This window comes from Treponema sp. R80B11-R83G3, assembly GCF_054786115.1.
In genome coordinates this window covers 37,327-59,171 of the sequence record NZ_BDHF01000030.1, presented here as the reverse complement: position 1 = coordinate 59,171, position 21,845 = coordinate 37,327, and the positions used below count along the sequence as shown (strand labels likewise).

Sequence of the window (21,845 nt, the reverse complement as noted above, 5' to 3'; positions counted from 1 at the left end):
GCACTTTTATCATAAAAACACCACCTTTATCAATGCAAAAATAAGATATCTGTTAATATGTAACTATTATATCACTTTTTAAAAATAATTTCAGGGAAAAAAATGAATTTTTGATCAAAAGTTGCTCATTTTTTGGCGTTTTTATAGGTTTTGTTTATTAATTAACAGTTTTGTTAAAAGTGTCAAAATGACGGGCAGGGGTCTGTAACATGAAAAAATATGCAAAGAATTTACCACGAACCACACGAACTTTTAATACATATCTTGCAAAGGAATTAAGACAAGCTGCCTATTTATAATTTTCACGCTATATTCCCATTACCGTGACTTTTGTTGCAAAATGTTGCATAATGTAACTATACGCAACATAAGGAGTCATTTATGAATGGTACTGCCGTTAGGCTTTCGGAAGATATTGTACGCGCCGCAGGGGTATATGCTCCTGTAAATTCCCGCTCCGTACCCAAGCAAATAGAACATTGGGTTAAAATCGGAAAAATCGCCGAAGAAAATCCTGACCTTCCTTATGAGTTTATTAAAAAAGTAATTGAAGCGCGCGAGGAAATGAAAACAGAAAAACCAATACCTTATGCTTTTGGGTGAAAATTGGAAATTTTACATTATCCTTCTTTTTTAAAATAGCTCAATCGGCTTCATAAAAATGAAAAAAAAGATTTAGATGACGCTGTAAGCGCAGTTGCGAAAGATACAAATATCGGCGAATTAAAGAAAGGGGATTTAAACGGCATTAGGGTTTACAAGTTCCACATAGTAAACAAGCTTGCCCTGCTTGCTTATGAGTATGATGAAATAAAAGACGAACTTATCTTGCTTGCGTTTGGTTCGCACGAGAATTTTTACAGGGATTTAAAAAAGAAAAAACGCGCATAAGATGCGGACATCAGAAAAGCCCATAACTTTCTTGAGGAAAATTAAGACAAGCTCCTATTGGCAGTTTTCATGCTCTCTTGCTGTGCCCATCCTACTCATTTTTCCCACGCCAATCGCGGATAGCCGTCTCTTGCTACACGGCTAAAATTCCAGATAGCGTTATCAAACCCTAATGTCCCTGTCCAAAAAGATTGTTTCAAGAAGGCACTGGAAGCCGCGTCCTGGCCGTCACGGGTGGTTACGCCGGAATCGGCGTTCCGTATAAAAGGGTTAAGTGAGTTATATGCGCCTTCTTCGATGACCATTGTATTGAGAGCGTAGTTATAATTAGAGCTGCCAATATTTGAAGTACCCAAAATGCGCCCTGCCGCTTTCGTGTCACCTCTAGCGGTAACGTTCGCGCCTAAAGCCGCAGTTTTTTGAATAGTCTGACCATTGCTAAACCCGGCAATACCGCCGGATAATGCCTCTTTTCCTGAGGTTGCTAAAGCGGACAGAGAGCTTACCCTGCCGGCACTGAAGCAGTTGCTTATACTGCCTCCGTCAATTCTGCCTACAATACCGCCGGCGGCGGCAGGACCATAGTTTCCGCTATCAGATAAAACAACATTGCCCAGGGCATAGCTGTTTGTTATCGTCCCCTGACAAGAACCCACCAGACCGCCGGCAGACGGTTGTCCGGGCGTGTTTGAGCCATCAAGAGGAGAATTCGTGCTTACGGTTACTACGCTTACGGTTCCTGTTGCGAAACATCTATCAATTGTACTTGTGCTGGAAGCTAACATACCAGAAAACCCGCCAACTCTGCAAGCTGATGTACTATTACTATTCACAACAATATCCATTCTGCTGAAACTGTCGGAAATACTTCCATCTATGTAGCTTATAAAACCTCCGACTCTGAGTATTCCGGTAACATTAGCGGTTAAGGTTCCTGAAAGAACGCCGCAGTTTATTATGTTAGGGTTAGGTATGCCACCCAAACTTCCGCAAAAACCGCCTATATCGGGACGCTTATTATTAGTCCCTGTTACCGTTATGTTTCCGCCATTAAAGAAGCAGTTTTCTATTGTAAAATTGTTTCTGTTTTTTGAAACTCCAAGGAAACCTCCGACTGTCGGGCTGCCGTTGCCGGTTAAATTGATGTTCCCTTGTACTAGGCAGTTACTGATTCTTCCTGAATTTGTTTCATTATTTCCTACCAGTCCGCCAATAGTTACATCGGCGTTGGTGTTTACTGTTATATTACCTAAAAATGAACACCTTTCCATGGTTACCATTGAGGACATTCCTACAATACCCGCACAAACGCTCAGCATAGGATTTCCGAAAAATGAAACTGCCCCGGCGGAAAATGTAATATCTGTCAAGGTGTTTCGTTGGCTTATACCCACAGCGCCGCCAACTGTTCCTATAAAATCAATAATATCGGCGTTGACATTCGCGGCAATGGTCACTTCATCTATACTGCCTTTAACGGCTATTCCAGCTATCGCACCAGTCACGGCAAAAAATGTCGCGCTGCTGCCAGGAGTAAATTGTGTCGAAAGTGCTGCGCGGCAGTTTAAGACTGTGCCGCCCTCAACATAGCCCGCGATGCCGCCAAGTAAAACGCCGCCGTCAGGAAAATCCGTGTCCGCTCCATCTTCACCGAATGGAAGAGTGATAATGCCGCCGCAGGGCTTGGATTTAACTTTAATGGTCCCGCCCGAAGTGATTATATTGCAGACTTCAGAATTTTTAAGGTGTCCCGCTAATCCTCCAACCCTTAAAGCTGTAAAATCAAAAGGAAAAGAACTCTCTGGATCTGGCTGTCCATCATTATCATAATCATTATTAATATTAGTTTCATACATTTCAAATGGAGTAGAAAGGCTTGCCGCTACGTTAATTTCGTCTTGATTTTCGTCTTGATTGTTGTACGCTAATGTTAAATCGCGGATTGTCGCGTCTTGCGCATAGCCAAAAAGACCTAAGTCTCCATCACCGCTAAAACCGTTGTTTAAGGTTATAGTGCGTCCATTACCATAAAACTTGCCTTTGAATGGAACGGCATCGCTGCCAATCGGAGCCCATGTACTTATAATGTTGATGTCGTTGGCAAGCACATACTGCTTAGTCGCGTCATTCAGGACAAGATTCGCAAGACCCACAGTTCGGTTGTCAGAATTCAAAGCGCTTGCCGCGTTAATCACCTCATAAACCGGATTGTCATTGCTCACTACCATGTCGGGGAAGTTCCATATTTTAAAGGAAACAAAATCAGCTACCGCGTCTCCTTCATACAGTTCAATAAAAATCTCGTATTCCCTTATGCCGCTGATTTGCCTCCCTTCGCGGATGCCGGAATCGTCGGGACCGGGTACGCTGATAATTGTTTCTTCAAATGGAATGTTTTGCCCTTTGTTCAATCGGTAGTTTGTTTCAACTCTGTCAGCCCCTGTTTGGGCGTAATTAACTTTGATGTTGCCAGACTTTTTAACCTCGTCATATTCATATACCGCGCTCCATGAATCAACATGGACATTACTTGAACTGCTTATAGTTTTCCATGAAAATAAACCGCTACCTATCATCGCGTTGCCGTACATATCCGTTATGCCATTTAGTTTTACCGTCATCTTACTGTTTTCAGGCGACATGGTTTTAGGAGTTATAATTATCATAAAAAGACCGTTTGAGGCGACGCATTCAGGGTCATTGTACCAGCCATATTCGTTATTTGTCAGCGTAGCGTCAGGATCGCCGTCCTGCACAGATTCAATCCAGATGCCATCGGCGGTTTTAGTTTCCGCGAACTTGACTGTTTTGTCGTCAATCGCGCCGTTAAAATAAATCACTATTGCAGTCGCCCTTGAAACAGGCGGGTCGAGGCGGTTGTACGGGGTGGTTTTTGTAATACGTAACTGCGGATCGCACCAGGGGACAAGGGTTACAGGTTCGGTTGTATATATGGTAAATTTAAAAGTCCCGCCCCGCGCGTCGTCATCCGCGTCAACAGTAGGAAGCTTTACCTCGCTTGAATCTGTAATCGGTTCAATGCCTTCTTCTTCGATAAAGCTGGGGTCATCGAGCCAGTTGCCCCGCTGTTCCGGCTGTCCTGAAACTTTGTCCAGATCTGAGGTGTAATACACTTGCCACGATTTAAGGGCATAAGCGCTGCCGGGGGTAAACGTCACGCTGAATTCATAGCCCTTGCGAAGATCCGTTGTCGGGGTGATGTCTCCCCTAATAGGGTTACTTATTCCCCATGCGGAAGGATAGTCAATCCTTACCGTCAGTTTGGGGGCGTTGTCCCAATCAATTTCACCTTTAATTTGTTGAAAGAGATCAACTTTGGGGCCGGTGAATAAATCGCAAGAAACAATGAGCAATGAGGCAATGAGTAATGAGCAATGAGTTATGAATAATGAGCAATGAGCAATGAGCAATGAGCAATGTCGTTGTTTGCGCGTGCTGCGTTTTGGCAAGCCGCTGCGCTTGCTAACTTCGCTAATTGCTAATTGTTCATTGCTAATTGTTAATTGTTCATCGCTAATTGCTAATTTATATTTTTTCATCACTGCCCCTCAATATTTTTCAGTCTTGGATAACCGTCTTTTGCGGCACGGCTAAAATCCCATTTACTTAAATCTTCAAATAATGTTCGCCAGAAATCCTGAGTAAAGAAAACGTTTGCGTCCGTGTCTTTACCGTCACGGGTGGTGTCATAAGGAGCGAGCGAATAGTCCTCACCCTCATTGGCTTCTCGTGTATCCGGGCTAATTGAGTCATAGTCGTCCTCTTCAATGGACATTGTTTTAAGCGCGTAGTTATTAGCGCCCGTAGAATAACTTGTAATACGCCCCGCGCTTCTGCCGTCACCCAAGGCGGTAACACTCTTGCCCAAAGCCGCCGTGTTTTTAATAGTAGTTTCCCATAAATTCCCGACAACTCCACCGGCAAAAGCTTGACTTTCTTTGGATTGGGCAATTACCTGCCCAGCGCTAAAGGAATTCTGTACTATCCCTCCGCCATAAGTTGAACCTACCAACCCTCCAGCGTAGCTATGATAATCGGAATTGTCTCCGGCGATTTTATCCGCCAGCACATTCCCCAGCGCGTAACAGTTCTCTATCGTCCCGCCGGAATTGCCTACAAGTCCGCCGGCAGATAAATCTCTATTACCACTATGCTCCGCTTGGACAGTTCCGGTCGCATAACATGAAGTTAGCGTAGACCCGGCAGCGAGACCTCCGGCAAAACCGCCTGCTTGATGCGTGTAAGTATAAGGATTGTCTCCATCATCTGAAATGCCATTTTCCTCATCGTTGTTGCCACATCCTTTGGAAATAACATTTGCGCGGCTGAAACAGTTTGACGTATTGCCTTTTAACCATATTGTTGAAGTAAAGCCGCCGACAGTAATATATCTTCCGTAGTTTTTTACATTAATGGCAACAGTTCCAGACATTACGCCGCAGTTATTAAGATAATGGCTGTTGTCAGTTTGTACTTTTGCTCCCTCATAAAAAGTACCGCAAAACCCCCCTGCCTGGATTGAGCTTGAAGAACAATTTGCCTCTATATTCCCTTCTTCAAAAAAGCTGTTTGTTATATTAACTTTGCCTTCCGCGTACTCTGAGACGCCCAAAACGCCGCCGATTTCTATTCCGCTGCCGAATCTATTTCCGCTGTAATTATTTTCGTTAATTTCGATGTTTCCCCGTACAAGGCAATTGTTGATATAGACTTCGCCGATGTTAGTTTCATAACGGCCAATAAGTCCGCCTAGTTGCACATATATATTTTTCAAATCATCGATTGTGCCGCTGATGGCTTTGTCCGCAAAACTCGTAAAATAGCAGGCTTCCATGTTTGAATTTTCCGCGTAACCTGTAACTCCGCCTACAACGGTGCCGCCGGTAATGGAGGTTCTGCCGAACGAAACCTCGCCCGAAACAATAACATTATTCATGGTGTTGCCTAAACTGCAACCTACCGCGCCGCCAATATTTAAAGTGCCGCCGCTCGTGATGCCGCTCACTTTAGCGGTAACCGTTACTTTGTCAATCGCCTGATGATCAATGATAATATTATCAGAGTCTTCCCATGGAGAACTTATGTCAATTGTGATACTGCCGCCGCTTCCCCCGTTGGTAAAACCCGCAACCGCTCCGACATTGCCAATGCCGCCACTACGGGTTAATTTTACATTCAAACCCGCAAGACAGTTACTGATGAAGCTATCTGTTGCCTTGCCCGTTATCCCGCCAAGATATGCGCCATCGTTGCCGCTTTTTGTAAGGGTAAGCGTATCAGTAACGGACGCGCTTTTTACGGCGCAGTTAAGTATGCTCGTTCCGTTTTGTATCTGCCCCGCAATGCCGCCAACATTGACTCCTGAGTTTACAGTAACGTTTTCATACACGACTGTCAGACCGTTGATAAGACCGCCGGATATAACGCCGAACAGGCCTATGTCAGCGGCGGAGTTGGCGGCAAAACCGTTTTTCATAGTAACAGTATTCCCGTTGCCGTAGAGCTTGCCGGTAAAGGGACTTGTATTTGCGCCAATTGGAGTCCATGCGCCGGTAACGGTAATGTCATTGGCAAGCACGTACTGTCCGCTTAAATTATCACCTATGTCGGCAAGTTCCGCAGTAGTCCTGACTTCCACCATCGGGTATGTATTGCTCACTTTCATGCCGGGGATGTTCCATATTTTAAAAGAAGTAAAATCAGTCACTTTGCCGTCTTTATTCAGTTCGATAAAAATCTCGTATTCCTGTATGCCGCTTGCCTGCCTCCTTTCGCGTATTCCTGAATCATCAAGACCGGACACATAATCGATCTTATTACCTGTAAATTCTTTTTTTGCTCCCTTGTCCAGCCGGTAAAATGTTTTAACTTCATAGGAATTATCTGCCTCGTATTCAATCTCGATGGGGCCTGAATTATTATTATCGCTATGTTTATATTCCGCGCTCCATGTACTAACATCGGAACGGTCACGCGTCATCCATGAAAATGAATATTCGTCAACCTCCGCGCCGTCAGTATCCTTAATGCCCTTGACTTTTACAGTCATTAAACTGTTTTCCGGCGGTAAAGTTGTTTTAACGTCCATAGTTATCATAAAAAATCCGTTTGAGACGGTATACACTGGCGGATAATACCAGAGGTATTTGTCCCCGTCTTTATTGGGCGCTTCCGCAGTACTATCAGCCTGTTTAGAAGTAATCCAGATGCCGTCTTCATTTTCCGCATCGGCGAATTTGACCGTATCGGCATTTAACGCGCCGTTAAAATAAATCACTATGCCGCTTGCCCTTGAAACAGGCGGGTCTAGGCGGTTATGCGGGGTGGTTTTGGTAATACGGGTAGACATTTCGCACCAGGGGACAAGGGTTACAGGTTCGGTTGTATTTATGATAAATTTATAAGTCCTGTTATCTTCTGTAGTATACGTTACTTCGTTTTCATCAAGCGGCGTAACTTGAGTGATAAGAGACGTGTCTTCCAGCCAGTTGCCAAGCTCGGGATCATACAACTCGGACGTATAGAATACCTGCCATGACTTAACCATATATAAACTGCCGGGGGTAACCGTAAACTCCACGCTGAACTCGTAGCCCTTGCGAATATCTCTTGTCGGAGTGATGTCGCCGCGCGGAGGGTTGCTTGTCCCCCATTCTGGCGGATAGTCAATCCTTACATTCAGCTTGGGCGCGTTTGACCAATCCACTATTTTACTGACTTCATTATACATGTTGACTTTTGGGCCTGTGAATAAATCGCAGGAAACAATGAACAATGAGCAAAGAGCGATGAACAATGAGCAGTGAGCAGTGAGCAGTGAGCAGTTGATAATGAGCAATTAGCAGTGAGCAATGAGCAATGTCGTTGTTTGCGCGCGCTGCGTTTTGACAAGCCGCTGCGCTTGCTAACATTGCTAATTGCTAATTGCTCATTGTTAATTGTTAATTGTTCATTGCTAATTGGTAATTGATAATTTTTCATATTTCCCTCATTTTTCCCACGCTAACCTTGGATAGCCGTCTCTTGCGACACGGCTAAAATCCCAAACTGAGGTAAAGCTCAATGTCGTACTCCAGAAAGCTTGATTTAAGAAGGCACTGGAAGCCGTGTCGGCGCCATCCTTGGCGTTCAATCCTACAGATAGAGTAACATCTGTCAAATCAGTGTCGTTATACGCGCCTTTTTTAACAGCCATTGATTTAAGCGCGTAGTTATTAATAAGTGGAGAAATTGAATCGCCATCTAAACTCCCACAAATCCGCGCCGCAAATTTCGTGTCGCCCCTTGCGGTAACACTTGCGCTCAAAGCTGCCGTATTTTGGATCGTATTGTTGATCGTCCTAGTGATAAACCCGGTAATACCGCCTGAGTTTGCCACGGTATATTTGGATTGGGCGCTTACCCGACCGGCGCTGAAACAGTATGCTATCTTGCTACTGCTACTGTCGTCATTATCAATACGGCCTACAAGACCGCCGGCAGATGTAGTACCAAAGTTTCCGCTATCAGACAACACAACATTGCCCAGGGCATAGCTGTCATCAATTGTTCCTTTACTATTACCAACCAGTCCGCCAACAGATGGGGGTGATGAAGAATAATTCATTTGTTGTCCTTTATCTACGCTTTCGGCTATTACACTTACGTTTCCTGTCGCGTAACAGCTGTTAATACTAGCATTGGAGTATAAAATACCAATAAAACCGCCGATGCTGCAAAGTCCGCTATTCTTGCTTTTAACATTAATATCTATCTTGCTGAAACATTTGGAAATCGTTCCGGTAAAATGGCTGGTAAAGCCTCCGACTTCGACAGCTCCGTTGACATTATTAATGCTGATTTGTCCTTGAAGAGTGCCGGAGTTGTTTATGTTATGAGCGGGATCAGGATTATTCTTCCCTCCTCCCATAGTTCCGATAAAGCCGCCCACAGCGAAAAAGGGAGCAGTTGCCTCTTCTTCCATAGTTATCTCCCCACCCTCAAAGAAGCAGTCGGTTATATTTATTATTGAATCAGAAACATATTTATTTGAAGTTCCAAAAATACCGCCGACTGTTAATGGACCAATACTGACGCCCCTGAAATTGATATTCCCCCGTATCTGGCAGTCGTTGAAATCGTATATGCCAGGCTCGTCATCTTCATTGCCATCGTCATTTCTCCCTGCAAGCCCGCCGATACATATGTTATCTTCTATAGTCTGAGGTCTCCCACCTTCTGTCGCGCCAGTGAAATCTATATTACCCAAAAACAAACATCCTTCCATGGTTCCCTTCGTGAATGACCCTACTATACCTCCGCATACGGCAATGGAATCTGAAGTTTTAACTGAAACGGTCTTCCCAGCAGTAAACTTAATATCGCTCAATGTGATTTGCGTATTGCCGCCAAAAGCGCCGCCAATAGTTATTCCGCCGCCATACGAACCTTTGTTGGCGCTGACATCCGCAACAATGGTTACTCCGTTAAGAATCAGTCCGGAATCTTCAGGATTGGGAGTAGTAAGCAAGACTTTGGAGGCCGTTCCGGCTATCGCGCCTGTGTTGACTTCCCCTGTGTGCCCTTTTGAGGTATACGCAGTCGAAAGCGCGGCGCGGCAGTTTTCAATTCTGCCCTCACCTTCAATCATGCCAGCGATACCGCCCACTGCAACAATGTTAATAAGAGCATTACTAGCGGGGGCATCAACGGCAAGCGCCCTGCCCGAAGTGATTATATTGCAGACTTCGGTTTTTATGAGGAATCCCGCTACACTGCCAATTATTATACCTTCACCTGTCATCGTCGCCCCTTGCATTTCAATACTAAAAAAACCAAAGTCTGGGGTTATGGGGGACGGGTTTTTATACTCTAACGTGAAATCGCGGATTACGGCGTTTTGCGCGCAACCGAAAAGACCATAGCATAATAGTTCGCCGCTAAAACCTCCGTTTAGGGTAACGGTATGCCCGTTGCCGTAGAACTTGCCGGTAAATGACTGTTTGGGATTATCATTGTCGAATTTGCCAATCGGCGCCCAGTCGCCGGTAACATTAATGTCATTGGAAAGCACGTACTGCCCGCTTAAATTATCCTTCATGGCGGCAAGTTCAGCTGCCGTGCTGATTGTCATTATTCTGTCGTCAATTACAGGGTCGGGTCTTGTATCATATTTAGTGCTCATGCCGGGGATGTTCCATATTTTAAAGGAAGTAAAATCAGCTAACGCGTCATCTTCATACAGTTCGACAATAATTTCGTATTCTTGTATGCCGCTTGCCTGCCTCCCTTCGCGTATGCCTGAATAGCCGGGGCCGGATACAGAATTTATTTTCTTGCCTGTAAACTCGGTCTTTGATCCGCCGTCCAGACGGTAGTATGTTCTCACGACATAAGTTTCCGGTACTGAATAATCAATATCAATGCTGCCTGAATCGCTATTATATTCCGCGCTCCAGAAATCAATATCCGAGCTTCCTTTCGTTATCCAAGAAAATGAATAAATGCCGTCCATTACCGCGTCGTCAATATCTTTTATGCCCTTGACTTTTACCGTCATCTTGCTGTTTCCAGGCGGCAGGGTTGATTTTGGGGTTATAGTAATCATAAAAAAACCGCTTTCCGCTACAAACTTGGGTTGTTCGTACCAGAGGAATTTGCCATCATCATAATTGTATTGTGTAGCGCCATCGCCGTTTTCCAATACAGCCTCTATCCAGATGCCGTTGGTTTTTTCAATGTCATCAGGCGCGACATTATCCGCTTCGGGATCAATGGTCGCGAATTTAACCGTACCTGTTTCGGAATTGTTATTCAACGCGCTTGTAAAATAAATTGTTATCGCGCTTGCCCTTGAAACAGACGCGCCAGTAGCGGTACGAGGCTCAGCCCTTGTAATACGGGGCGGCATCTCGCACCAGGGGATAATGGTTACAGGGTCGGTGATGTTTATGGTAAACGTAAAAGTCCCGCCCCGCGCGTTTATCTCTGTAACTTCAGGAAGAATTATCTCGCCGAGTTTAAGCGTTAAATTGTCCGACGTAGTGATAAGAGACGTATCTTCCAGCCAGTTGCCCAATTCATTCAGTTTGTCCGTAGGATATGCCAGCCATGACTTGAGGGTATACGCCGTGTCGGGGGTAAACTCCACGCTGAACTCGTAGCCCTTACGAATGTCTTTTACCATAGTGATGCTGCCCTGCGGAGGGTTACTTGTCCCCCAGTCAGATGGGTATTCCATCCTTACATCCAGCTTAGGGGCAGCCGCCCAATCCACTCTATCGCTTACTTCTTTGTACATGTCAACTTTAGGGCCGGTGAACAAATCGCATGAAACAATGAGCAAGGAGACAATTAGCAATGAGCAGTGAGCAATGAGCAATGAGCAATGAGCAATGGGAAAAGAATAATGAGCAATTAGCAATGAGCAATGAGCAATGTCGTTGTTTGTGTGCGCTGCGTTTTGACAAGCCGCTGCGCTCGCTAACTTCGCTCATTGTTAATTTCTCATTGCTAATTGAAAATTGCTCATTCATAACTTACCCCTTTTTTCAGTTTCCGCGCATTTTTTATGGAAGATATCGTTTATAGAAGAAATATATCTTAGAATTTTGAATTTTTCCAGTCAAAACTTGTGAATTTTTGATAAAAAGGCGGGAAAAACGGCATATTGACACGTTTATTCATTTGGTATTTGATGAAATTGTCAATTTATAGAACAAATCCTAATGAAATGGAAACAGGCGTTTAAGTGGACAGATTAACCCCGGAACAGCGCCATAAATGTATGTCGCATATCCGCAGTACTGAGACAAAGCCGGAAATATTTTTTCGTAAGGCTTTATGGAAGTGGGGCATCAGGTATCGGAAAAATGTCAGGGGGCTTTTTGGGACTCCCGATATCGCGATTAAAAAATATAAAATTGCAATTTTCATTGACGGTGATTTTTGGCATGGAAACGATTGGAAAAAGAAACATTTTCCATCACAAGAAGCGCTTTTATCATCATATTCGGATTATTGGCAAAAGAAAATAAAACGTAATATCGCAAGAGACATAGAGGTAAATAAATTTTATAAAAAAAACGGTTGGACTGTTCTTAGATTTTGGACTTCTGATACTGAAAAGAACCTGAATAAATGCATTATTAAGACTATAAAAAAAATCAATAAAATTAGAGCTTCCGTAAACAGCGCTCCAGCGTTATAATTTAATTGGAGATCGAGCATGATTAAAAAACGCATATTTGAAATAATAGAACCCGCCGAAGAAGGGGATATTGCCAGTAAAATATTTGACATATCAATTATTATTCTTATTTGCTTAAATATATTCGCCGTTGTGGCGGCCTCTATAAATTCCATAAATGAACGTTATCAATTATTCTTTTATTATTTTGAAATATTTTCAATCATTATTTTTACAATTGAATATTTATTAAGATTATGGACATCAAATTTTTTGTACCCAGAATCAAAGTTTTATTATTTAAAATTTATTTTTTCTTTCGCGGCGTTAATTGATTTGGCGGCGATATTGCCATTCTATCTTCCGTTTATAGTTGGGGTCGATCTTCGGTTTTTAAGAGTATTAAGAATACTGCGAATGTTCAGGATTTTTAAATTAGGCAGATACAGCGAAGCGATGAGCATTATTGGAAAAGTTTTAAAGAAAGAAAAAGAAAAATTAATCTCTACTATCGTATTAACAATTATTATGATTTTTATTTCGGCTACAATAATGTACTATGCCGAAAGCCCTGCTCAGCCTGACGTATTTCCCGATATAATAGAAACAACATGGTGGGCTATTTCCACCATTACTACGGTTTGGTACGGAGATTTTTACCTTGTAACGATTGTCGGAAAAATATGCGGCGCAATTATTTCTTTGCTTGGAATAATGATAATAGCCCTGCCCAGCGGCATAATTTGTTCTGGCTTTATGGAAGAAATATACAGAAAAAATAAAAAGTGTCCGCATTGCGGAAAGGATATTGAGTAAATTTAAAATACTAGCATCCCTACTAGTATTTTTTCCTTTTTTTAGCGATAATATCTTTATGAAGTATGATGTAATTTTAGCCGGAGTCGGGGGACAGGGAGTCCTTTCCGTCGCCTCCATTATTGCCCAAGCGGCGGTCAGCGAAGGTCTTGAGGTGCGCCAGAGCGAAGTGCACGGCATGGCTCAAAGGGGAGGGGCGGTTCTTGCTTCCTTGCGAATCGCAAAAAATAAAATAGCGGGTGATCTTGTGCCAAAGGGCGGCGCGGATTTAATAATTTCCATGGAGCCGCTTGAAAGCCTGCGTTATGTGTCATATCTCAAACCGGACGGCATCCTTATTACCGCTGCGGAACCTTTTAATAATATCGCGGATTATCCCGACATCAACGGTATTCATGCCACGGTAAAAAAACTTCCAAAGTGGCGGATTATTCAAACGGCGGCTCTTGCGAAAGAAGCCGGGCTTGCAAAAGCCGTAAATACCGTCATGGTTGGAGCTGCTTCGTGCTTTCTGCCATTAAAAGCAATAAGCCTAGAAAAAACAATCACCGAAGTCTTTTCAAAAAAAGACGAAAAGACCGCCCAGGCAAACGCAAAAGCCTTCAAACTAGGACAGTCCGCCTGTCAGGAAACTGGAGTTTAATATGAGTGATTTTCAATACTGGCAACCGGAAATAGAAAAAATGCCGCGCTCTTCATTGGAAGAGTTACAACTTGCAAAATTAAAAACAGAGATTGGCTATGCTCTGCGGGCACCTTTTTATAAGGAGCGTCTTTCAAAAGCAGGGATAAAAAGCCCCGATGACGTTAAGTCGCTTAATGATCTTAACAAAATTCCTTTTACTACAAAAGACGATTTAAGGGACGGGTTTCCTTACGGATTTTTAAGTATTCCAAAAGAAAAAGTTATACGCCTTCACGCTTCAAGCGGGACTACAGGCACGCCCACGACGATTTATTTCAGCAGAGATGACATTAAACAGTGGGCGAATTATATGGCCAGATGCATCTATGGGACTGGCTGTAATGAAAGCGACGTGTTTCAAAACATGATAACCTACGGCCTTTTCACTGGCGGACTTGGCCTGCACCAAGGCGGTGAAGAAGTAGGGATGCTTGTGATACCGGCTGGAGCGGGAAACACGGCTCGTCAGTTCAGAATGATGCAGGATTATGGGACGACCGTGGTCCACGCGACTCCCAGTTTCCTTTTGCACCTTGAAACAAAGATGAAAGAAGCGGGCGTTTCGCGGGAAAGCCTCTTCCTAAAACGCGCGTTTGCGGGAGCCGAGCCTTACTCCGAGGACACAAGGCGGCGCATTGAGGCGCTATTAAAAATCGACGTTTACAATTCTTACGGTCTTTCAGAAATGAACGGCCCCGGCGTCGCTTTTGAATGTCAGTGCAAGGCCGGGCTTCACATCTGGGAAGACGGATACATCGCGGAGATTGTAAATCCCGATACTCTTGAGCCGGTCAAAGACGGCGAAATTGGCGAACTTGTCCTTACAATCCTCTGCAGAGAAGCCACTCCTATTTTGCGTTACCGCACAAGAGACCTTACTTCTTTTTATACGGAGCCGTGCAAGTGCGGAAGAACCCACCGCAGACTCCATCGCATAACGGGGAGAAGCGACGATATGCTTATCATAAACGGGGTAAACGTCTTCCCAAGCCAGATTGAAGAAGTGATTATGGGCATGAAGGAAGTGGGCAACAACTACCTTATCGTCGTAGAAAAAGAAGGCGCGTTGGACAGGCTGACCGTAAAAACAGAAGTAAGCGCCGACACTTTCATGGACGACACCCGCCCCTTAAACGCGCTTAAGGAAAAGATCAAGGATACTCTTCAAGCGTCAATCTCGATTAGCCCTAGGGTGGAATTGCACGAAAGCGGCAGCCTGCCTATTTCTGAGGGCAAAGCGGTAAGGGTGAAGGATACAAGGCCTAAGGACGTGTAGCCGGTACAGATAAATGAAGCTGATAAAGTTATCCGTGTATTAGAGAAATTAAAATGAAAATAAAACTCTTGGCATTATTATTTTTTGGGTTGATGCTTACCGGGTGCAAAGACTTGAACGAAAAGAAAAATGATAATATAAAAGGCGAAAATATGCATATATCCTTTCTTCCTCCTATGAAGAATCTTTTTACGGAGAGATTTATGTTCGGTAATATTTTTAATCCATCCGACGTATCTTCATCAGAGGTAACTAATTTGGCGCTTATCCGCCATTATAACGCGCTTACTGCGGAAAACCACATGAAACCCGCCCAACTTTCAACAGAAAAAGGTTCTTACAATTTTACTGTTGCGGATCGTATGGTAGATGCCGCCATAGCGTCCGGTTTTAAAGTTATAGGACACACTCTTCTTTGGCACAGTCAGATTCCGCAATGGCAGCAAAATATCAGCCCTGCAACCGCATTGGAAGACATGAAGCAATATATCACTGACGTAACAGGGCATTTTCGCGGAAAAATATATTCATGGGACGTGCTTAACGAAGCCTTTCCTGACGGCGGTTATTCTACAGACTGGAAAACGTCAATGCGGACCAATAATCCCTGGTTTAAAACTATAGGATCGGATTTTGTATACGAAGGATTTCTTGCCGCCCGTTTGGCGGATCCTGTCGCGATTTTATATTACAACGACTACAACACCGATCAGGTTGACAAAGCGACATTGATTCGCGATATGGTAAAGGAAGTGAATGGGCGTTATAAAACGGCGTACCCAAATGAAACACGGCTTCTTATTGAAGGCATAGGAATGCAGGAACATCACAATATTAACGTGTCGGCAAGCGCGATAAAAAACACATTGAACCTGTTTAAGCCATTAGGTGTAAAAATTTCCGTCAGTGAGCTTGATGTTTTGATAATAACTTATCAGGATTTTGAATCATACGGTCAAGGGACTAAAAAACAAGATTTAATTACAGGAGATAAAAGGACTAACGGGTTAAAGAAACAGGCGGAACTATACGGCCAATACTTTAAAGTATATCTGGAATTCAGCGACATCATTGAACGCGTGTCATTTTGGGGCGTTACTGACAATAGAAGCTGGCGATCCGCCGGATTGCCGCTTTTATTTGACTCGTACGGTAATGCCAAAGACGCATACTACAGCGTAATTGGATCACTCAAGTAACCTGTTTATTATTATTAGATGGAACAGAAGTAGAGGTTTTGATATTTCCGTTATTTAATAAAAAAGCAAATCAAAACAACGATAGTATAAATGATATTTTTGACAAGTTCCTGTATTCTTTTAATAATTTTAAATTCAATCGGGATGAAGCAAATAATTATGAAAGAAATGGTTTTACCTGCTTCATAAAAAAACGCTCCCCCATGGGACACACTGTTAGGATGTGCGGGGGATCCTGTCATTTATAAATATACCACGTTTCCCTTATTCTGTCAAGCCAACTGTGTCACCGGCTGTATCCCTTTTGCCGGAAGGTCAGGATTTACAGCTTTGGAAGATTTGTTTGGTTTTGAAATGAGGCAGGCATGGTCATATTCGGACATACGATTTTCATCTATTGCGCCAGCTTCAAAAAGCGCTTGGGCTTCCTCGTGTATTGCTTCCATTATGTCACTTTGATATTTCTTTTCCATATTTACTCCTCATATTTCATATAACGTACCTGCTTGCAGCCGTTTATTAATCTGCTCATCGGTCATTGAAAGGGCATCACGAGCAAGTTCCTTAAACCACTTGAGTTCTTTCCGGCTGATATTGCTCCGGGCGGATTTTGCAAAAATATAATGAAAAAATGTCCGCTCACCACTCTTAAAAAATACGATAACCCTAAAACCGCCTGATTTTCCTTCCCCCTGACGGGCTAAACGGACATTATAAACTCCTCCTCCCAAGTCTGCGTCAGCTTTTCCGGTCTCAAGAATATTGTATACAATATTTTTAAGTTCATTGTCCGTTATACCCTCTTTTTCTGCAAACTTGGAAAACCTTCTGCCTTTAAAAACCCTCACTATTAAATGATAATATAAAAAAGAAACATCGTCAATGTTTTTTCCAATTTCCCCTCTGGACTGTAACTCCCTACCCCCACTCTCCCCCGTTTCTGGACAGAAAATCTCCGCTTGTGGTATTATCAATTAACAGTGAGTAGTGAGCAATGAGCAGTGAGCAATTTTGTTGTTTCTAAGCTCATCGTGATGGTATACGCAAAGATAGCAAACAATAACATTGCTCACTGCTCATTGCTAATTGTTCAAGGAGTTCATAATGCAAAAAAAAGTTTTATTTCTGCTATGCGCCTTATGTGCCGCTACCGCGCTCAATGCGCAGGACGTGGCGGTGTTCCCGCAGTTGGGGCATATATCAACTGTTTATTCCGTAGCGTTCAGCCCCGACGGGAAAACCGTTGTTTCAGGATCAGATGATAAGACGGTAAAACTCTGGGATGTGGGCATGGGCCGTGAACTCCGTACCCTGTCGGGTCATTCATTATCTGTGCGTTCCGTAGCGTTCAGCCCAGATGGTAAAACAGTTGTTTCAGGATCAGTTGATAATACGGTAAAACTCTGGGACGCAGGCACGGGCCGTGAGATCCGCACCCTGTCGGGTCATTCAAGTACTGTGTGTTCTGTAGCGTTCAGCCCCGACGGGAAAACCGTTGTTTCAGGATCATGGGATAATACTATAAAACTCTGGGACGCAGGCACGGGCCGTGAGATCCGCACCCTGTCGGGTCATTCAAGTGCTGTGGTATCCGTAGCGTTCAGCCCCGACGGTAAAACTCTTTTTTCAGGGTCAAATGATAAGACGATAAAACTCTGGGACGCAGATACAGGCCGCGAGATCCGCACCCTGCCGTATAATGCGAATTATGTGGGTTCCGCAGCGTTCAGCCCTGACGGTAAAACCGTTGTTTCAGGATCAGGTGATAATACGGTAAAACTCTGGGACGCAGGTACTGGCCGTGAAATCCGCACCCTGTCGGGTCATTCAGATAGTGTGTTTTCCGTAGCGTTCAGCCCTGACGGTAAAACAGTTGTTTCAGGATCATATGATAAGACGGTAAAACTCTGGGACACAGGCACGGGCCGTGCAATACGCACCCTGTCGAGCCATTCAGATTATGTGAGTTCCGTAGCGTTCAGCCCAGACGGTAAAACAGTTGTTTCAGGATCAGGTGATAAGACGGTAAAACTCTGGGACGCAGGTACTGGCCGCTTGATCCGCACCCTGTCGGGTAATTCAGATTATGTGAGTTCCGTAGCGTTCAGCCCCGACGGTAAAACCATTGTTTCAGGTTCAAAGGATTGGAGGGTAAAACTCTGGGACGCAGGCACAGGCCGTGAGCTCCTCACCCTGCCAGTCCATTCACCACAACATTCTGTGACTTCCGTAGCGTTCAGCCCTGACGGTAAAACTCTTGTTTCAGGTTCATGGGCTACGGTAAAACTCTGGGACGCAGGCACGGGCCGTGAGATCCGCACCCTGTCGGGCCATTCAACAGGTTATGTGAATTCCGTAGCGTTCAGCCCCGACGGTAAAACAGTTGTTTCAGGGTCAGATGATAAGACGGTAAAACTCTGGGACGCAGGCACGGGCCGTGAGCTCCGCACTTTGTCGGGCCATTCAGGTTTTGTGGGTTCCGTAGCGTTCAGACCTGACGGTAAAACCGTTGTTTCAGGTTCAACTGATAATACGGTAAAACTCTGGGACGCAGGTACAGGCCGTGAGCTCCGCACCCTGTCGGGCCATTCATCTAGTGTGTGGTCCGTAGCGTTCAGCCCCGATGGTAAAACCCTTGTTTCAGGCTCATATGACACTACCACCCGCATCTGGGACGTTGCCACCGGTAAAGAAATTGTACAGTTCGTTTCCTTCAAAGACGGCGAATGGGTAGTCATCACCCCCGAAGGCTACTACAACGCATCGCCTAACGGCGACCAGTACCTCAATGTCCGTGTGGCAAATAATGTCTACGGCATCGATCAATACAGGGCTACATTCTACAAGCCCGCTCTTGTCGCTCTTGCTCTTTCAGGCGACAGAAACGCCTACCTTGCTGCAATTAAACAAACCGGCGCAACCGCTACCGTGCAGGACGCAAGCATCGCCCCACCTTCGGTAACAATCTCAACTCCCTCCAGCGCAAACTCAACACGTGCAAGCATTTCCGTCTCAGTGGACGGCGGGGTGCAGAGCATACAGTACCTTACCGTGAAAGTAAACGGCAAGATAGTGGCCCGCGATTTGGGTGTTACTCCGGCTGGATCAAAGGGCGTTACGGCAATAGCAAAGCTCGCCGTGCTGGCGGACGGCAATGCAAATAAAAAGAAAACTAGTTTCAATCTGGACGTTCCTCTTGATCCGGGCGATAACACAATCGAAGTCCTCGCGTTTAACGGCTACTCCGAAGGCCGCGCCATTACGACAGTAAGTTACTCGACATCTCAGAAAAACCTTCCCAACCTGTACATACTTTCCATCGGGGTGAGCAAATACGCGGATAACTCGATACCAAGCCTTAAATACGCCGCAAACGACGCGAAGGGCATTGTAAGCGCGTTCAAGGCGCAGGAAGGCAAACGCTACGCTTCAGTAAAAAGCCTTGTCATCGCGGACGGCGGCGATAAGGAACCGACCAGGGATAATATAATTGACGGCATGGGCTTCCTACGCGACGCGGGACAGAACGACGTAATGATTCTGTTCCTGTCAGGCCACGGAGGCACGGACGATCAGGGGAGTTTTTTCTTCATGCCGACAAACATGACGTTTAACCAAAACGGGGCGCCGCAGAGGTCGCGGATTATCCCCAACAGCGAATTGCAGGACGTGTTGCGCTTCCCCGGTCAAAAGCTGGTGTTTATCGACTCGTGTTTTTCAGGCGGGTTGCAGGGTAAACAGATGGGTAGCGTGGACAATGAGACATTGATCAACAGCCTAAAGGACGATTCCCCTGTGGTCTTCACGTCATCAAGCAAGACCGAGCAGTCATGGGAATGGGACAACGCAAAGATGGGCTTGTTCACCCACGTATTGTTACAGGGGCTTTCAGGCGCGGCTGACGCGGACAAGAACAGTAAAATCACCATACAGGAATTGGGCGACTACGTGAAGAAGACAGTACCGGGAATGAAGGACGTGCAACACCCCTATTACCTTGCGCCGCCGGGCTACAGGGATTTTGTGGTGGCGGAGACGAAGTAAACAGTGAGCAGTGAGCAGTGAGCAATTATTAATGAGCAATTAAAAATTAGCAATGAGCAATTTTGTTGTTTCCACGCTCTTCGTGTGGTATACGCAAAAATAACGAACAACAACACTGCTCATTGCTCATTGCTCATTGCTCACTGCTCATTGCTAATTGCTCACTGCTAATTGCTAATTGCTCATTGCTCACTGCTAACTGCTCATTGCTAATTGCTCATTGCTAATTGTTCCCTATTTTCCAGGCAATATCGTATAACTGATCTGCGCGGTCGCTCCTTTCGGGACTACTGACAATGCTTTGGAGCCGCCGCCGCCGCTTTCAATTCGCCATAGAGCCTGCGGGGACGCTAGGTAGTCTTTGGTAACGGGCTTTGAACTGTACTGGTCTTCGGGAATGTTGAAAGGGCGGACAGACGCGTATACAAGAAGCCGTTCCTCGCCGTAGGGAGCGTGAAGCGCGAAGCTGGTGTTTTCGGGGATGACTCTTGTGGTATTGGCTTTAAGAAAATTCTTGTCCTTCTCCCAAAAGTTGGGATAGATGATCTGCATATTGTTGTCTATGTCCAAATGGTATATTACAAAATAACAGTCTTCGCTTGAGCGCAGGGTAATATATAACTCCTCGCTGTCGTAATATACGGATTTATTCGCGGTAACGTTCAATGTAAAGTTGTTCCGTTTGCCGTCAAACGGCTGTAACAGCGCTTCCCTGTCGGTCAGCTTCTTTATCGTTATGTTGGGATTCACAAGATTTATCAGAATAGGATCGCCGCCGTCCAATATGTAGCTTTTACTTCCGCGCAGTTCTCCTGTTTCCACGTCCACAGCCCGCAATGAAAGGCTGTAGGCTTCCTGCAACGGTTCTATCCTTCCATAAATAATACTGCGCCACCCAAGATTATGGCCTATTTTTGCAGTGGTATCGTCATTAAAACTGCCGGTTTGGATATTTTGTTCGGAAAAAACACGGTCAATATCCTGACGGCTTACCAGACGTATGCCAGAACCGTTTAAGAGCGAATCTGTGAGTTTATCGGCGACATAATTGCCAAGCCTTTGTACCGGCGAATCTGTAATAGCGACCGCAGTAAGCGTGTTTTTGGGAAGTCGCCCGGCAATGTATGTTGAAAAATCTCCGACGGCAGTGTTCAGGTTTACCATTTCAGTATCGTTTTGTTTTTGCGCCGCAGTTTGTTGTTTCCCTTTTGTTTGAGCATTACCTAAAGAAGCGCAGACAAGAAGGAGCACGCAGAATATAGTTGTTTTGGATATAGTTTTCATATAAAAATAATACCGTAAAATTTCCTGAATTTCCAGTCTAAACATTTTAAAAGCACGGAAATCAATTTTCAACCACGAACCACACGAACAGGGAGCGAAGCGAGAGCGATGAAATTTACTATAAATATGCGTTTAGTAGAAATAAAGAGAGAGCAGAGGTTTTTGTACGAAAACCAGAGACATAGTTTACGATAAGATAACGGACAAAAACCCTTAATTCCACTTCCTTTTACGTGCTTATCGGTGGAATGCTCAAATCCCTCGGTTCGCTCCCTGTTCGTGTGGTTCGTTGTAAAAAACAAAAATTGATTTCCGTGGTTTTAAAAGGCATACATATTAACCCAACAACTAATCACGCGCACGGGGCTTAACAGTGGTAGACAACACCCGCCTGCTCCGGGATATAATGGAACCAAGTACCTGTGAATCCTTTTCGGGGAAAAAAAATTTAAGGGTGTAATA

14 protein-coding genes and 1 pseudogene are annotated in these 21,845 nt (G+C 44.6%); 8 read left to right on the top strand and 7 right to left on the bottom strand.

The features are described 5' to 3' along the window. Nucleotides 1-381: 381 nt before the first annotated feature. Together ACYVRH_RS06185 and ACYVRH_RS06180 are read left to right on the top strand one after the other, a co-directional pair. On the top strand, nucleotides 382-603 hold the full coding sequence (locus ACYVRH_RS06185; RefSeq protein WP_461256054.1) for a TA system antitoxin ParD family protein: 222 nt from the start codon (nucleotides 382-384) through the stop codon (nucleotides 601-603). 54 nt (nucleotides 604-657) lie between these two features. Then, nucleotides 658-891 (top strand): annotated as a pseudogene (locus ACYVRH_RS06180) (type II toxin-antitoxin system RelE/ParE family toxin); the annotation flags it as partial. 95 nt (nucleotides 892-986) lie between these two features. On the opposite strand, the gene ACYVRH_RS06175 reads toward ACYVRH_RS06180, so the two are convergent. Genes ACYVRH_RS06175 through ACYVRH_RS06160 form a run of 4 tightly spaced genes read right to left on the bottom strand, consistent with a single transcriptional unit; the run spans nucleotide 987 to nucleotide 11,191 of the window. Next, the gene (locus ACYVRH_RS06175; protein ID WP_461256053.1) at nucleotides 987-4,451 is read right to left on the bottom strand and encodes a GLUG motif-containing protein; all 3,465 of its coding nucleotides are present in this window, start codon (nucleotides 4,449-4,451) and stop codon (nucleotides 987-989) included. Then, complete coding sequence (locus tag ACYVRH_RS06170) at nucleotides 4,451-7,642, bottom strand: GLUG motif-containing protein (RefSeq protein ID WP_461256052.1); 3,192 nt, start codon at nucleotides 7,640-7,642, stop codon at nucleotides 4,451-4,453. The genes ACYVRH_RS06175 and ACYVRH_RS06170 overlap by 1 nt, the downstream gene beginning before the upstream one ends. Continuing rightward, nucleotides 7,618-7,893, bottom strand: coding sequence for a hypothetical protein (locus ACYVRH_RS06165; RefSeq protein WP_461256051.1), 276 nt, complete (start codon nucleotides 7,891-7,893; stop codon nucleotides 7,618-7,620). The genes ACYVRH_RS06170 and ACYVRH_RS06165 overlap by 25 nt, the downstream gene beginning before the upstream one ends. A gap of 7 nt (nucleotides 7,894-7,900) precedes the next feature. Next, nucleotides 7,901-11,191 carry a hypothetical protein gene (locus tag ACYVRH_RS06160; protein WP_461256050.1) on the bottom strand — a complete coding sequence of 1,097 codons (3,291 nt, stop codon included), beginning with the start codon at nucleotides 11,189-11,191 and terminating at the stop codon, nucleotides 7,901-7,903. 450 nt (nucleotides 11,192-11,641) lie between these two features. On the opposite strand from ACYVRH_RS06160, the gene ACYVRH_RS06155 reads away from it, so the two are divergent. The 5 genes from ACYVRH_RS06155 to ACYVRH_RS06135 are packed head-to-tail and all read left to right on the top strand — an operon-like array spanning nucleotide 11,642 to nucleotide 16,055. Beyond that, complete coding sequence (locus tag ACYVRH_RS06155; protein WP_461256049.1) at nucleotides 11,642-12,100, top strand: very short patch repair endonuclease; 459 nt, start codon at nucleotides 11,642-11,644, stop codon at nucleotides 12,098-12,100. An 18-nt stretch (nucleotides 12,101-12,118) separates the two neighbouring features. Continuing rightward, nucleotides 12,119-12,895, top strand: coding sequence for an ion transporter (locus tag ACYVRH_RS06150; RefSeq protein ID WP_461256048.1), 777 nt, complete (start codon nucleotides 12,119-12,121; stop codon nucleotides 12,893-12,895). Nucleotides 12,896-12,953: 58 nt separating this feature from the next. Further along, nucleotides 12,954-13,538, top strand: coding sequence for an indolepyruvate oxidoreductase subunit beta (locus ACYVRH_RS06145; RefSeq protein WP_461256047.1), 585 nt, complete (start codon nucleotides 12,954-12,956; stop codon nucleotides 13,536-13,538). Nucleotide 13,539: 1 nt separating this feature from the next. Continuing rightward, complete coding sequence (locus ACYVRH_RS06140; RefSeq protein WP_461256046.1) at nucleotides 13,540-14,856, top strand: phenylacetate--CoA ligase family protein; 1,317 nt, start codon at nucleotides 13,540-13,542, stop codon at nucleotides 14,854-14,856. 53 nt (nucleotides 14,857-14,909) lie between these two features. Further along, nucleotides 14,910-16,055, top strand: coding sequence for an endo-1,4-beta-xylanase (locus tag ACYVRH_RS06135; RefSeq protein WP_461256045.1), 1,146 nt, complete (start codon nucleotides 14,910-14,912; stop codon nucleotides 16,053-16,055). Nucleotides 16,056-16,327: 272 nt separating this feature from the next. On the opposite strand, the gene ACYVRH_RS06130 is transcribed toward ACYVRH_RS06135, so the two are convergent. Further along, nucleotides 16,328-16,528 (bottom strand): hypothetical protein, encoded by a 201-nt coding sequence (locus ACYVRH_RS06130; RefSeq protein ID WP_461256044.1) that lies wholly within the window; start codon nucleotides 16,526-16,528, stop codon nucleotides 16,328-16,330. Between the two features lie 9 nt (nucleotides 16,529-16,537). After that, nucleotides 16,538-16,903, bottom strand: a complete 366-nt coding sequence (locus ACYVRH_RS06125) for a type II toxin-antitoxin system RelE/ParE family toxin (protein WP_461256043.1) — start codon at nucleotides 16,901-16,903, stop codon at nucleotides 16,538-16,540. A gap of 256 nt (nucleotides 16,904-17,159) precedes the next feature. Between ACYVRH_RS06125 and ACYVRH_RS06120 the strand changes: the two genes are divergently transcribed. Then, entirely contained in the window at nucleotides 17,160-20,099 is a 2,940-nt protein-coding gene (locus tag ACYVRH_RS06120; RefSeq protein WP_461256042.1) for a WD40 domain-containing protein, read from the top strand. Nucleotides 20,100-20,333: 234 nt separating this feature from the next. On the opposite strand, the gene ACYVRH_RS06115 is transcribed toward ACYVRH_RS06120, so the two are convergent. Next, nucleotides 20,334-21,383: a DUF4384 domain-containing protein gene (locus ACYVRH_RS06115; protein ID WP_461256041.1), complete on the bottom strand. Its 1,050-nt coding sequence runs from the start codon at nucleotides 21,381-21,383 to the stop codon at nucleotides 20,334-20,336. Between the last annotated feature and the right edge of the window lie 462 nt (nucleotides 21,384-21,845).

What these genes read in the sequence shown, in the direction of transcription:
- ACYVRH_RS06185 (WP_461256054.1), top strand. Translation starts at nt 382, where the DNA reads ATGAATGGTACTGCCGTTAGGCTTTCGGAAGATATTGTACGCGCCGCA.
- ACYVRH_RS06175 (WP_461256053.1), bottom strand. Translation starts at nt 4,451, where the DNA reads ATGAAAAAATATAAATTAGCAATTAGCGATGAACAATTAACAATTAGC.
- ACYVRH_RS06170 (WP_461256052.1), bottom strand. Translation starts at nt 7,642, where the DNA reads ATGTATAATGAAGTCAGTAAAATAGTGGATTGGTCAAACGCGCCCAAG.
- ACYVRH_RS06165 (WP_461256051.1), bottom strand. Translation starts at nt 7,893, where the DNA reads ATGAAAAATTATCAATTACCAATTAGCAATGAACAATTAACAATTAAC.
- ACYVRH_RS06160 (WP_461256050.1), bottom strand. Translation starts at nt 11,191, where the DNA reads ATGTACAAAGAAGTAAGCGATAGAGTGGATTGGGCGGCTGCCCCTAAG.
- ACYVRH_RS06150 (WP_461256048.1), top strand. Translation starts at nt 12,119, where the DNA reads ATGATTAAAAAACGCATATTTGAAATAATAGAACCCGCCGAAGAAGGG.
- ACYVRH_RS06145 (WP_461256047.1), top strand. Translation starts at nt 12,954, where the DNA reads ATGAAGTATGATGTAATTTTAGCCGGAGTCGGGGGACAGGGAGTCCTT.
- ACYVRH_RS06140 (WP_461256046.1), top strand. Translation starts at nt 13,540, where the DNA reads ATGAGTGATTTTCAATACTGGCAACCGGAAATAGAAAAAATGCCGCGC.
- ACYVRH_RS06135 (WP_461256045.1), top strand. Translation starts at nt 14,910, where the DNA reads ATGAAAATAAAACTCTTGGCATTATTATTTTTTGGGTTGATGCTTACC.
- ACYVRH_RS06130 (WP_461256044.1), bottom strand. Translation starts at nt 16,528, where the DNA reads ATGGAAAAGAAATATCAAAGTGACATAATGGAAGCAATACACGAGGAA.
- ACYVRH_RS06120 (WP_461256042.1), top strand. Translation starts at nt 17,160, where the DNA reads ATGCAAAAAAAAGTTTTATTTCTGCTATGCGCCTTATGTGCCGCTACC.
- ACYVRH_RS06115 (WP_461256041.1), bottom strand. Translation starts at nt 21,383, where the DNA reads ATGAAAACTATATCCAAAACAACTATATTCTGCGTGCTCCTTCTTGTC.